This window comes from Nisaea sp., from assembly GCF_040217065.1.
Taxonomy (GTDB): Bacteria; Pseudomonadota; Alphaproteobacteria; order Thalassobaculales; family Thalassobaculaceae; genus Nisaea.
Genome location: NZ_JAVJNX010000005.1, coordinates 459341 through 473080, shown reverse-complemented (window position 1 = coordinate 473080; position 13740 = coordinate 459341). Strand labels below are relative to the sequence as shown.

Annotated in this window: 10 protein-coding genes; 9 read left to right on the top strand and 1 reads right to left on the bottom strand. The window is 61.9% G+C overall.

Annotated elements, in window-relative coordinates:
* Position 1: 1 nt before the first annotated feature.
* Positions 2-1564, bottom strand: coding sequence for a tetratricopeptide repeat protein (locus RH950_RS06860; RefSeq protein WP_350055023.1), 1563 nt, complete (start codon positions 1562-1564; stop codon positions 2-4).
* Between the two features lie 264 nt (positions 1565-1828).
* Between RH950_RS06860 and fliF the strand changes: the two genes are divergently transcribed.
* The 9 genes from fliF (at position 1829) to RH950_RS06815 (ending at position 13733) form a co-directional block, all read left to right on the top strand.
* Positions 1829-3520 carry a flagellar basal-body MS-ring/collar protein FliF gene (gene fliF, locus RH950_RS06855; protein WP_350055021.1) on the top strand — a complete coding sequence of 564 codons (1692 nt, stop codon included), beginning with the start codon at positions 1829-1831 and terminating at the stop codon, positions 3518-3520.
* A gap of 49 nt (positions 3521-3569) precedes the next feature.
* Complete coding sequence (locus tag RH950_RS06850) at positions 3570-4466, top strand: FliH/SctL family protein (RefSeq protein WP_350055019.1); 897 nt, start codon at positions 3570-3572, stop codon at positions 4464-4466.
* Positions 4467-4494: 28 nt separating this feature from the next.
* A complete protein-coding gene (gene fliN, locus RH950_RS06845) occupies positions 4495-4869 on the top strand; it encodes a flagellar motor switch protein FliN (protein WP_350055017.1) in 375 nt (124 codons plus the stop codon).
* Positions 4870-4891: 22 nt separating this feature from the next.
* Positions 4892-5749: a motility protein A gene (locus RH950_RS06840; protein WP_350055015.1), complete on the top strand. Its 858-nt coding sequence runs from the start codon at positions 4892-4894 to the stop codon at positions 5747-5749.
* Between the two features lie 47 nt (positions 5750-5796).
* Positions 5797-7263: a sigma-54 interaction domain-containing protein gene (locus RH950_RS06835; RefSeq protein WP_350055013.1), complete on the top strand. Its 1467-nt coding sequence runs from the start codon at positions 5797-5799 to the stop codon at positions 7261-7263.
* A 67-nt stretch (positions 7264-7330) separates the two neighbouring features.
* Positions 7331-9469, top strand: a complete 2139-nt coding sequence (gene flhA / locus RH950_RS06830; RefSeq protein ID WP_350055011.1) for a flagellar biosynthesis protein FlhA — start codon at positions 7331-7333, stop codon at positions 9467-9469.
* 47 nt (positions 9470-9516) lie between these two features.
* Positions 9517-10512: a flagellar biosynthesis protein FlhF gene (locus RH950_RS06825; protein WP_350055009.1), complete on the top strand. Its 996-nt coding sequence runs from the start codon at positions 9517-9519 to the stop codon at positions 10510-10512.
* A 36-nt stretch (positions 10513-10548) separates the two neighbouring features.
* Positions 10549-11340, top strand: coding sequence for a MinD/ParA family protein (locus RH950_RS06820; protein ID WP_502889729.1), 792 nt, complete (start codon positions 10549-10551; stop codon positions 11338-11340).
* Between the two features lie 407 nt (positions 11341-11747).
* Entirely contained in the window at positions 11748-13733 is a 1986-nt protein-coding gene (locus tag RH950_RS06815; protein WP_350055007.1) for a hypothetical protein, read from the top strand.
* The last annotated feature ends 7 nt before the right edge of the window (positions 13734-13740 follow it).

The following is a 13740-nucleotide window of genomic DNA, read 5'->3' as shown; positions in this document are numbered from 1 at the left end:
ATCACGCTTTCAGAGCTTCAATTTCAGTGGCGATCTTGCGAAGGATCTTGGTCCATTTCTCGGATTGCCGCTTTGCGAAATAACGCACACTCGGGAACCAGGGGCACCGCCCGTTCTTGAAGTAACTGTCGGGAATCGGGAACGGCCGGAATTCGATTGTCTCGACTCCCAGGGCGCCGGCCATGACCGAGACAGATGTCGCCGGGCTGACAACGAGATCCATGCAACGCGTCAGCGCCGCCGCCTTATCCAGATCGTTCTTCAGATCCACGTCATCCCAGGCGACCAGTTCAACGCCAAAATCTGACTTTGCCGTCTGGAGTTCTTCCGGCGTCGCATCATATTGCAAATTCACGAAAGTCACGCCGTCGACCTTCATGAGCGTGCGCATGTCCTCGATCGCCGAATAATATTCCGTCCGGTATGCACCCGCGAGCCCGCTGCGCCAGCACAAGCCGACATAAGGGCCCGGACCAGCCTGCTCCAAACGCTTTCGGAATTGGTCCACGAGCCGCGGATCAGGCTTCAGATACCCTGAATGAACCGGAAACGCTTCCTTGCTTTGCCGGAACAATCGTCCCAGCGTCCCGAACGGGCAGGCAATGTCAAACGGCTCGATGCCCTCTTCCGCCGGCCAGTATTTGGCCGGCACCACCCTGACTTGCGGAAAAGAGCGCTGAAACAGCGACACCAGACGCGGCGCGCATTCGACGACCACCTCTCCGCCCCGGGCGATCGCTTCGGGGATCATGCTCGCAAATCTGAGTTCATCGCCGATGCCCTGCTCCGCATAGAGCATGAGCCGCGCACCCTGAAACGGGTTCCCATTCCAGAGCGGCTGCGGAAACTTCCTCCACGGCACACCCAGATTGGTCGCAACCATACGCCACTCGCAATGGAACCACGCTTCGTCCCAGAATCCCTGACGCAGCAGAACGATGCCGAGGTTGTGGTGTGCGTGCGCACTTTCCGGATCCAGTTCCAGTGCACGGCGAAAGTAATAATCGGCTTGCTTGAAATCACCGAGATCACCGAGCATGGTCGCCATATTGGTCATGGCCTCCGGGAACTCGACACCTTCTTTCAAAGCTTTCCGGAACGATATCAGAGCCTCTGCCCGGCGCCCCAGCTTAGAAAGAACGCTGCCGATATTGTTGTGGATTATGCCGTCGCGAATGCCCCATTTAACGGCGTTCTTGTAGGCGGCCAATGCCCCCTCATAGTTCTTCATTGCTTCGTGAATCGTACCCAGATTACTGGATATCATCGGGTTCCGCGGGTCGAGCTCGAGTGCCTTCTTCATCAGTTCGACGGCAACCGGCAAACGCCCCATATCCCGCGCAACGAGCGCAACCCCATGTAAAGCGAACACGTCCTCTTCATTTTCATTGAGGATTTCCATGTACAGCTTTCGAGCCGGCTCAAGCTGCCCCGCGCTCAGCAGGCGTGTCGCCTCGTTTGCCAATGCGACATGACGGGATTTCGAGATATCTACCGCCCCCGTGAAAGATAACGCGGACTGCGAAGCCTTGGACTTCCGCTTTGGGGAATCGGTTTTCGCCATAATTATCGCTCCACGACGCACGCCAGGGGACCAATCGGTGCTGCCAAGAATATTCGCGGTCAATTATTCCTTAACCAATAGCACAAGTTCACGCTCTAATTAATTGTTCTCTTTCGATTCACAGTCAGATATATTCACTAGGCAGTTTTTGCCCAGAGGGTTCTTTCAATTTTCGAAAGATACATATAAAATGCAATATATCGACAGAAACCTCCCGAATCAATTTCGGGCATCTGCTGCGCGCAACTGCGGGGATTAAAACCCATGAATCCTCTGGTCGACTTACTCAGGAATCTAGGCCCCATCCGCATCGCGGCCCTTGTCGGCACGGCGGTTGCGGTCCTCGGCTTCTTCATATTCCTGGCCTCCCGTCTCTCAACCGGCGGGATGTCGCTGCTTTACGGCGACCTGGACCCCGGTGACAGCGGCGCCATCGTCAAGGAGCTCGAAGCCCGCAACATCGAGTATGAGCTGAAAGCCGGTGGCCAGCAGGTTTATGTCCCCGGGGACGAGGTTCTGAAGCTCCGTGTGACTCTCGCCGAACAGGGCGTGCCCGGCGGCGGCACCATGGGTTACGAGATCTTCGACAAGTCGGACGGCCTGGGCACAACGAATTTCGTGCAGAATGTGAACCTGGTGCGCGCGCTTGAAGGCGAGCTCGGCAGGACCATCGGCGCGATGAACAATGTTCGCGGTGCCCGCGTCCATCTGGTGCTGCCGCAGCGCGAACTGTTCAGCCGTGAACGCCGCAAGCCGAGCGCATCCGTCGTGCTGCAGGTGCAGGGAGCGGGCCGCCTCGGCCGCGAACAGGTGCTGGCAATCCAGCATCTCGTTGCCGCCGCCGTGCCGGACATGGAACCACAGAATATCTCCATCCTCGACAGCCGGGGCCAACTGCTGGCCCGGGGCACGAATGACGAGGACGGCACCCTTCCCGGCCAGAGTTCGGAAGAGATGCGGCTGGCCTTTGAAAACAGGATACGGGGAGCCGTCGAGGAACTGGTCGAACGCATTGTCGGCCTTGGACGGGTCAGGGCGGAAGTCAGCGCCCATATCGACTATGACCGCTTTACCGAACAATCCGAAATCTATGATCCGGACAGCCAGGTCGCGCGCTCGACACAGACAATCGAAGAGAGCGAGAGTTCCCAGGAACGCAACAAGCAGGATACGGTCTCGGTAGAGAACAACCTACCGGAATCCGAGGCTAATGCCGGAGCCGGCGACCTGTCCGCCCGCTCGGAGTCCGCCCGCACCGAAGAAACCGTGAATTTCGAGATCAGCCGCACCGTTCGAAACCGGGTCAAGGAAGCCGGAGAAATTCAAAATCTCTCCGTCGCGGTCCTGGTGGACGGGCGTTATGTCGAGAATGATGACGGCGACAAGGTCTATCAGCCGCGCACCCCGGAAGAACTTGAACAGATCGCGACGCTGGTTCGCTCCGCGGTCGGCTATAATGGAACCCGTGGCGATACCATCGAGGTCGTCAACATGCAGTTCGTCAAGCTTGAGCCGCTGGACCTCGACGACGGATCCCTGTTGTTCGGCATCTCCAAGGACGAGTTCCTGCAACTCGCGGAAGTCCTGGTCCTGGCGGTTGTCGGACTTCTCGTTATCCTGCTGGTCGTCCGCCCGGTCCTGACCCGTCTCTTTGAATCCATGCCGACCACGCTGGCCGCAAGCGGTGGGCCCGGCGGCATGATTGCCGGCGCGGACGCCATCGCCCAGCTGACCGGTCCGGGCGCCACGGCCGATATGGCCGAACTTCTGGATGGCGACGACGAAGAGGAAAGCCTGCTCGATCAGATGATCGACATCAATCAGGTCGAAGGCCGGGTTCGCGCTTCTTCCCTGAAGAAAATCGGCGAGATCGTCGAGAAACATCCGGAGGAAGCTGTCGCCATCATCCGGAATTGGATGTACCAGGAAGCCGGCAATACCGGGGGCGGCGGTTGATGATCACCAGGCACCGTCACGCTGAGCCTTGTTCGACGGACCAGGCGGCATGACAACGCAAAAATCACGCTTCCTGTTCGACAATATTTTCGATGAGGAATATCAGGAGAAGATGCGCCGCGCGGCCGAGGCCGCGCGACAGGCGGAATTGGAAGCCGAGGAACACGCGGCACCAACCTACAGCCAGGATGAAGTCGACGAAGCAAAGGAAGCCTCCTACCAGCTCGGCCGCCAGGAAGGCATGTCCGCCGCCATGGCCGGTATCGAGCAACAGGTTTCCGTCAGCCTCGAAGGTGTTCTCAGCAAGGTTGACGCCCTGAACAAGCTGCATCGGCAATGGGCCGGGGAAATGCAGCGTGACGCCGTCCGGCTATCGGCAACAATCATGCGAAAGATGGCGCCGGAACTGACACGCGGTTCCGAGCTGCCGCAAATCGAGCATGTCATAAACCAGGCATTCCAGTTTCTCACCGAGCAGCCAAAGGTAATGATCCGCGTCGCCGCGGAGCTGGAGGCACCGCTCCGTGACAAGGTCCAGCTGATGGCATCCCGTGTCGGCTACGAGGGCGAAGTCGTCCTGGTCGGTGACCCGGAACTTGTCGCCACGGATTGCCGCGTATCCTGGGCCGCGGGTGCCGTCGAACGGGCACTGGATGAAACCTGGAACGAGATCGACGAAATGGTGGAACGGACCATGTCCGCCCTTCCCGTCCGGTCAAATATCGGCTCCGACATGCCGCCGGAATCTGAGCCGGTGGACGTGCCCGAACCGGAAGAACAGGCCCTGCCCGACGAGCAAGCAGAACCCGAGAACGATGAGGCGCATGACGAACCCGCATCGGTCGAGGCGTCCTCCCTTGAAACATTCGACGCAGTCCCGGAAACACCCGACGAGGGTGTGGACGAGGACGGCAATCCCAGCGAAGCTGAATTGATCCAGAACTAGCGCCACCTGGCCGCCAGAGGAGAGCGATATGTCCGACGAAAGCGATGTCGATTTCGAAGATCTCGAAGAATTGGATATGGCTGCCGCCATGGAGCAGCAGGCCGCGGAGGAACCGCCCGAAGTGGTTCCCGAAGAGGCCCGGCAGCAGATCAGCGCGCGGGAACTCGAGGCGGTCTACGACATTCCTGTTCAGGTTTCCGCCGTGCTGGGAAAATCCAGCATGCAGGTCAGCCAGCTTCTCAAGCTCGGTCGCGGCGCCGTTGTCGAACTGGACCGCAAGGTTGGCGAAGCGATCGACATCTACGTAAACAACCGTCTCGTGGCCCGCGGCGAAGTCGTGATCGTCGACGAACGCCTTGGCGTGACCATGACGGAAATCATCAAATCCGACAGAAGCAGCTAAGCGGCGGGATCAGGAAAAATTGATGGCAGACCGCGCGACTGTAGAGAATGGCGATGCACGCCCGCGTCCGGCCCGGGTCAGAACGTTCGACGTTCCGGCAAGCGGACGCACAATCGATATCGCCCTGATCCTGGGGCTTTCCGTTGCGTTTGGACTGGTTGTGACCGCCCTGGTTCTCGGTGGTTCGGTCAGTTCGTTCTACAATCTGCCGGCCGTCCTGATCGTCCTGATCGGTACATTCGCCGTGACTCTCGTATCCTACAGCATTTCCGAACTGTTCGGTGCCATCGGCGCTGTGTTGGAAACGCTGATTCCCAATCGGCATGATCCGCGGCAGGCTGGCGAAAGATCCCTCAATCTCGCGGCCATCGCGCGGGACAATGGCGTGCTTGCACTGGACGCGATCATCCCGTCCATCGACAGCGAACCCTTCCTGCAGCGCGCCGTCGCCATGGCAGTCGACGGCTCCACACCACACCAGATCGATCAGGTTCTCGCCCAGGAAATCGATGCCATACAGGATATCCGGCACCGTCACGCCGGCGTGCTTCGGAGGGCCGCCGAGGTCTCTCCGTCCATGGGATTGATCGGAACCCTGATCGGCCTCATCCAGCTCCTCGGCAACCTGAATGACCCGGGCTCGATCGGGCCGGCCATGGCGGTTGCCCTGCTCACAACCTTCTATGGCGCCATCCTCGCCTACATGGTGCTGGCGCCGATTGCGGCCAAGCTGGAACGTAATGCGGAAGCGGAGCTGCTGGAGTGCGAAATCTACCATGCCTGTGCGATGTCCATCGCCCGGCAGGAGAACCCGCGGCTTCTTGAACGCATGCTGAATACCAAACTGCCGCCATCACAGCGGCTCGACTATTACGAGTGAAGATCCGGGCGGCTCCTATCCGGCCGCCCAAACCGGAGAATTGACAGATGCGATTGCTGATCGTCGGCACACTTGGCGGACATATTAGCGCAGCCGGTCAGATCGCCCTCAAGAAGGGCGCGAAAGTCAGTCACCTGGACAATGTCGAGGGCGCTATGCATGCGCTGCGCAGCGGACAGGGCGCTGACCTCGTCATGATCGACGTTGCCCAGCCGGTGGCAAAATTGCTGCGGGCGATGAACCAGGAACGGATCAACACGCCGGTGGTGGCCTGTGGGCTCGAGAACGATTCCGATGCCGCCGTCGCGGCCATCAAGGCCGGGGCGCGGGAATATATTCCGCTTCCGCCGAACGCGGAACTGATCGCCGCCGTGCTCGCGGCAGTCACCGAAGAGCAGAGCTCGGTGATCTTCCAGGACCCGATCATGGGGGCCGTCCTCAAGCTCGCCGATCAGATCGCGCCGTCCGACGCCAGTGTGCTGATCACCGGTGAGTCCGGAACCGGTAAGGAAGTGCTTGCCCGCTATCTGCACGAGCGCAGCAAGCGTTCCGACAAGCAGTTCGTCTCGGTGAACTGCGCCGCGATCCCCGACAACCTCCTTGAATCCGAGCTGTTCGGCCATGAGAAGGGCGCCTTCACGGGTGCGGTCGCCAGGCGGGTCGGCAAGTTCGAAGAAGCAAATGGCGGCACACTGCTGCTCGACGAGATCAGCGAAATGGACATCCGCCTGCAGGCAAAACTGCTGCGCGCGGTCCAGGAGCGCGAGATCGACCGGGTCGGCGGCAACCAGCCGGTGAAGGTCGATATCCGGCTGCTGGCGACGTCCAACCGGGACCTCGAGCGCCATGTCCGGGAAGGCAATTTCCGGGAAGATCTCTATTTCCGGCTCAATGTTTTCAATCTGCAACTGCCGCCACTGCGTCAGCGGCCGGCAGACATCAAGCTCCTCGCAACCCACTTCGCGAAGAAATATGCCGACGCCAACGGCGTGGCCGACAGGCCGTTGAGCGACGATGCCATCGCCCGGCTGCAAGGCCACCATTGGCGCGGCAATGTGCGTGAGCTGGAAAACACCATGCACCGGGCTGTCCTGCTCTGCTCCGGCGACGAAATCGGGGTGGACGCCATCACCCTGACCGGTGAGCAAACGAATCCGCCCCCGCAGGAAGCACCGCCCCTGCAGGCGACGCCGGCATCCCGCCCGGCATCGTCCCCGGCACCGAATGCGTTCGAGCCTGATTCGTTCGACGAGCCGAACGCTGCACCGGTGGCACCCGAATCAAATGGCCCGGCACCGGCTGCCGAAGCCACCGGCGATCTCGTCGGCCGCACGGTGGCGGATGTCGAGCGCCAGCTCATCATCAATACGCTGAGCCATTGCCTCGGCAACCGGACCCATGCCGCAAACATCCTCGGCATCTCCATCAGGACCTTGCGTAACAAGCTGAAGGCCTATTCCGAGGAAGGCGTTAGTGTTCCCCCGCCGGGTGAAGCGGATCGGGCGACAGTCTGAAACGCGGTACGGACACCGGGACGCCATCCGACATGGAGAAACGAGCAGTGATGTTGAGAGGCCTTGAATGACAGATGCCTCCAATCAATCTCCGCAACCGGAAGGTGGCGGCGGATCGGGAACGGCATTTCCGTCCATCAATCTCGGCAGCCTGAGGGCAGCAGCGGGGCGGGGCGATATCTTCCTCGCGCTTGGTGTGATCGGCATCCTGGCAGTCCTGATCCTGCCGGTCCCGACAATGCTGCTCGATGTCCTTCTGGGGATTTCGATCGCCTTGTCCGTGGTTGTCTTGATGACCGTTCTGTTCATCGAAAAACCGCTTGATTTCAATGCTTTCCCAACGATCCTGCTAATCGCGACGATGCTGCGACTGTCGCTCAATCTCGCATCAACACGGCTGATCCTGGCTGAAGGTCATACCGGCACGGATGCTGCCGGAGATGTCATCCAGGCATTCGGCGGGTTCATGATGGGCGGCAATGCCGCCATCGGGATCATCGTCTTCTCGATTCTTGTGATCGTGAACTTCATCGTCATCACCAAGGGCTCCGGCCGTATCGCGGAAGTCGCCGCGCGGTTCAGTCTCGATGCGATGCCGGGCAAGCAGATGGCGATCGACGCGGATCTGTCCTCGGGACTCATCAATGAGGATCAGGCACGGAAGCGGCGCGAGGAACTGAGTGCGGAGAGCACCTTCTTCGGGGCCATGGACGGTGCTTCCAAATTTGTCCGCGGTGACGCCGTCGCCGGTCTGCTGATTACCGTGATCAACGTGATCGGCGGCATGGTCATCGGCATCGCCCAGCAGGGAGTCAGTTTCTCCGACGCCTTCTCGACCTACACGCTGCTGACCGTTGGCGACGGGCTTGTCAGCCAGATCCCTGCCCTGATCGTATCGACCGCCGCCGGCATGCTGGTCACCAAGGGCGGCACCACCGGGACGACCGAGAAAGCCGTCTTCGGCCAGCTCGGCGGCTATCCGAAAGCTCTGGCGCTCTGCGCCGTGTTGCTCGTCATCCTGTCGCTGCTGCCCGGCTTTCCGACCTTTATCTTCCTGGCGCTCGCGGCCGCGGTTGGCGGCCTCGCCTTCATGATCAACGCCAGTCAGGACAAGATAGCCGCGGCGGAAGTGCAGCGCGAAGTGGATGAAGCTTCCGCACCGCCGCCGGAAGAACCGATCTCGGCTGCCCTGCATATCGACCTGGTACGGCTCGAACTGGGCTACGGACTGCTGCCGCTGGTGAACGAGACCAGCGAGGGCCAGCGCCTGACAGACCAGATCCGGGCATTGCGCCGGCAACTCGCGGTGGAAAGCGGCTTCATCATGCCGCAGGTCCGGATCCAGGATAACCTTCAGCTGCCGGCCAATACCTACGTCATCCGGATCAAGGAAATCGAGGTCGGGCGCGGCGATATCCGCCCGAACCGCCTGCTTGTGATGGATCCCGGCGGCAACCAGATCGACCTTGCCGGAACCGACACCCGCGAGCCGACCTTCGGCCTGCCCGCCATGTGGGTCGGCCCGGAGCAGCGCGAGGAGGCTCTCTTCAAAGGCTATACTGTGGTCGATCCGTCGACCGTGGTGACCACGCACCTGACGGAACTGATCCGCGACAACATGCGCGATCTGCTGTCCTATACAGAGACCCAGAAACTGCTCGACGAGCTACCCGATCAATACCAGAAGCTGGTCACCGACGTGGTGCCGTCGAACATCTCCGTCGGCGGCCTGCAACGGGTTCTGCAGAACCTGCTGAGCGAGCGGATCTCGATCCGTGACCTGGCCACCATTCTCGAAGGCGTGTCCGAAGCCTCGACTTTCACCCGCAACATCACCCTGATCTCGGAACATGTCCGTACCCGGCTCGCCCGGCAGATCAGTGAACAGAACACGGCGGATGACGGTGTCATCCATCTGGTGACCCTGTCGCCCGACTGGGAGCAGGCTTTCGCCAACTCGATCATCGGACAAGGTGAAGAACAGCAGCTCTCGATGCCGCCAAGCCAGCTTCAGGATTTCATCACGGCACTCAGGAATGCCCTTGACCAGCTTGCCGAAGTCGGTGAATTCCCGACCGTCCTGACATCTCCGGGGATCCGGCCCTATGTCCGCTCTATCGTCGAGCGTTTCCGGCCGCAGACTGTGGTAATGTCTCAAAATGAAATTCACCCCAAGGCACGGATCAAGACCCTTGGCCAAGTGTAGTTTTTATCTAGGGCGCGAAGCGGGAGCGCATTGCCTGTGAGGACTGTATGCGCCTGAAGACTTTTTCCGCCGACACGATGAACGAAGCCATGATGCTCGTGAAAGAGCATTTCGGCGAAGACGCCATCATTGTTTCGACCCAGGCCGGTGAAGACGGCCAGGGCGTGCGCATCACCGCCGCCATCGACCAGGTCGAGGACGAGTATGATTTCGACGACGATAGCCTTCACGGGGCCTATGGCGACCCGGTCGAGATCATCGCCGATGCCCTGCTGAATAACGGCGTTCCGCCACAGATATCGGACGAGTTGATCAGCGCCGTGGAAGAATTGTCGATGGAAGACCCGGTGCTCGCACTTGCCGGTGCTCTCGACCGCTATTTTTCCTTTGCCCCGATGCCGATGGGCACCGCGGAAAAACCCATTCTGCTGGTCGGCATGCCCGGCGCCGGCAAGACGGTCACCATTGCCAAGCTGGCAACCAGGATCGTAATGCAGAAACAGCCGGTGCGCGTCATCACGACCGATACGGTCCGCGCCGGCGGATTCGCCCAGCTGGAAGCCTTCACCAAGATCCTGAAGCTGAAGCTGATCAGCGCCGGGATCCCCGGGGAATTGAGAACAGCCGTGTCGGAAGCCAGTGGCCGCGGCCATATCCTGATCGACTGCCCCGGCGGCAATCCGTTTGACGATGACGATATCGACCGTCAGGCACGACTGATCAAAGCCGTCGACGCGGATGTCATTCTTGTCATGGCCGGCGGGGTTGATCCGATGGAAGCCGCCGAGATTGCCGGCATCTACCGTGAGCTGGGCGCCCGCCGACTGCTCCTCACCCGGATCGACATGACTCGCCGTTTCGGCTCGTATCTCAGCGCCGCCGCGCTCACCGGCCTGCAAATGACCGATGTCGGCGTTGGCCCGAGCGTGGCCGACGGACTCCGGCCGATGAACCCCGTCACACTGGCACGATTGTTGCTGCCAAAGTCTGTGGTGGAGAATTTCGACGACCAGCAGCAGACGGCACGGGGTGCCTATGGTTGAGGTCGCTTTGATGGAACGGACCCAAGGATCAGTCCAATGATGTCGCCCGCAGACAAGCCTCGCCCGACCGCGGCCAGCGGTCCTGCCACCAAAGGCGCGAACATTCTTGCCGTTGCCTCGGGCAAGGGCGGCGTCGGCAAGACCTGGTTCTCGGTCACACTGGCGCATGGACTTAGCAGGATGGGGCAAAAAGTCCTGCTGTTTGACGCCGATCTCGGCCTGGCGAATGTCGACATTCAGCTCGGTCTGATGCCGCAGCGTGACCTCGGCGGGGTGATCGCCGGGCGACTGTCCCTTTCGCAGGCCAAGGTGCGCTACGAGGACGGCAATTTCGATATCATTGCCGGCCGCTCCGGCTCAGGCAGTCTGGCAACCCTGCCGTCGAACCGGCTGCAGTCTCTCGGCACCGAGCTGGTTGAGCTTTCCGGCAGCTATGACCGTGTGGTCATGGATCTTGGAGCGGGCCTCGACCGGACCGTCCGCATGCTGGCGGCGCGGGCCGGGAAGATCATCGTTGTCACATCGGCGGAGCCGACCTCGCTGACGGACGCCTATGCCTTCGTCAAAGTCGCGCACCAGAATGATCCGCACTGCGATGTCTCTATCGTCGTGAACAGCGCGGATTCGGTGAATGAAGGGCGGAAGACCTACGATACCCTGCGCAAGGCCGCGATGAATTTCCTTAAGTTCGAGCCGCAGTTGCTCGGGATCGTTCGCCGTGACCGGAAAGTCATCGAATCGATCCGAAACCAGAGCCCGATCCTGAGCCGCTATCCGTCGGCCCCGGCCGCGACCGACGTGGAGGCCATCGTCGACAAGCTGCTGTAGCAGCCGAAGAGAGCAGATTGAGCACCGTCCAACCCACCGCCCCTGCACCGCAGGCAACAAGTCCCGCCCAGCCGGCCAACGCGCCGGTCGAAGGACGGGTGACCAGTGGCGCGGACGCACTGCAATCCGCCGGCCAGGCCCGGCCGGCGCAAGGCGCTGCCGCTGCACCCGAGGCAGCGCGGCAAGCCCAGCCAGCCCAGGGGCAACCGCCCCAGGCCCCGGAGACATCCCGGGGTCAGCAGGGCCAGGCACAATTGCCACAAGGCCAACCAGCGCAGACCCGGCAATCCCCCGCACCGCAAGTGCCGTCGTCCCCAACGCCGCAATCTCAAACGCCGCCGCAACAGACGCAGGCCCCGGCAACGCCACCCAACCACCAGAATGCCGGTTCCCAGGGAGCGCCCACGGTGCGCCCCACCGCACAAACCCAGCCGTCGACGCAGGCCCAGGCTTCGCAACCCGCGGCTCAGGATGTGGAGGTTGTCCGCGTCAGGACGGACGGCACTGTCACGGTACGCACACCGGCGGGTGAGGCAGCGATCCAGGTCAATCCACGGCAGATCCCCGCCTTCCTGCGTCCGGGCGCCGTCGTCAACCTGATCCTGCAACGCACGAATAACGGTCTGCAGGCCGTGCTGCAGCCCCGTGCCCCGGTTTCGGGGAATATCGCGGCAACCAGTACCGCATCCCCCGCACAGCAAACCTCTGCAGCGGGTACGCCGAGCAGCGCCGCGTCCGCCACGGCGCCGGCTCCAAAGCCCCTGCCGGACCTTTCGAGCGGACAAATCGCCCGCGCCATCGTGCTGCGTCCGACATCCTTGCCGCAGGGTATCGCCAGTGCGCCGATCCCGGCCGCCGGAGCCGGGATAAATCCGCAGCAGGCGGCTCAGGCGGCGGCCAGATACCTGCTGGCCACCGGCACGCAGCTGAAACCGTCGAGCATAGTGCCGCAAGCGCCGCTTGCTGCAACGCCCTCCTCATCCGGAGCCGCCGCACCACAACCGGCGACAGGGGCATCGTCCCTGCCAGGCACACCGGCATCGCCGCAACAGGCTGGAACAGCAATACCGGGAGCCTCGCAGCAAAACCCTGCCGCCACGCAGCCATTGTCAGCCCAGACACCGCAGGTGACAGCGCGCGGCGCCACCTCTCTGCCCACGGCTGGAACACAGCCGGGGACGCAAGCACCCACCGCGTCCGGTACGCCCGCTCCAGTGACCACGACAATTGCGCCGCGGGCGACAACCGCCGGACAGACAAGCGCGGCACCGCAGTCCGCCGCCATTTCGGCGACCACAGCCCCCCCCAGCCTTCAGGACAGCCGAAATGCGGCAACGACAACCGGCCAAACCCGTGCAGCAGCGCCAACCGCCGCCGGAACGGTTGCCCCGCGCCCCGCCGCCGCGCTTCCGCCCGGCACCGACTTTCCCGTTCGGGTCCTGTCTGTCGGTGCACAGACCAGCAATGCTTTACCGGCGCAGTCCGGCGGCGGCGGAACCGTGATTTCCGGAACCATCGTTGCCTCCGGCGGAAGCGGACATGCCATTGTGAACTCATCGGTCGGCCTTCTCGATGTCGCGGCACGCGCCGGCACCGGTCAGTTGCAGTCCGAAGTCCGCATGGAGATGCTCGGCCGGGCCGAAGGCGACATGCGCGGCCTGACCGGGACTGGGTCACAGACGCCGCTATCCGTTCTCTCCCGGGAATGGCCGGCGCTGGAAGAAAGTCTCCGTGCGCTCGAAATCGCCGCGCCGCAGAGCGCGGCACAAATCGCCTCCACAATCGCCCGCCCCGGACCACAGCTGACCGCGTCGATGCTGTTCTTCCTTGCGGCGGTACGCGGCGGATCCCTTGGAGGCTGGCTCGGCAGAGATGCGGGCCAGGCCCTGGAAAAGTCGCATGCCCGGCTGCTTTCGACCCTCTCCGGTGATTTCCAGTCTCTGACCAAAGCGAGCGACGGCGGGCCCGAAACCGGAGGCTGGCGCGCCTTCTTCATGCCGATACAAACCCAGGATACGCTGGAACAGATCCGCCTGTTCGTCCTCCCGCCGCCCTATGAAGCGAAGGGCGAGGAGAACAGCGAAAACGATGAAGACAGTGGGGAGAACGCAAGCGATGCCGAAACCAGGTTTGTCGTCGACCTGATGCTCAGCGGCCTCGGCGCCTTTCAGATTGACGGCTCCGTCGCGAAACAGTCGATGTCACTGCTTATCCGCACGCGGCAGGCGCTGCCGCAGCAGATGCGGGCCGACATCATCGACATATTCGACACAGCGGCAGGCCGAACCGGCATGTCCGGCGCGGTAAGCTTCAAGGTCCAGAAAGAATTTCCGCCGCTTCCCGTCGCCGACCTGATACCGGACGGGAATCAGAATCCCGACATCTATGCCTGAAGCCCGT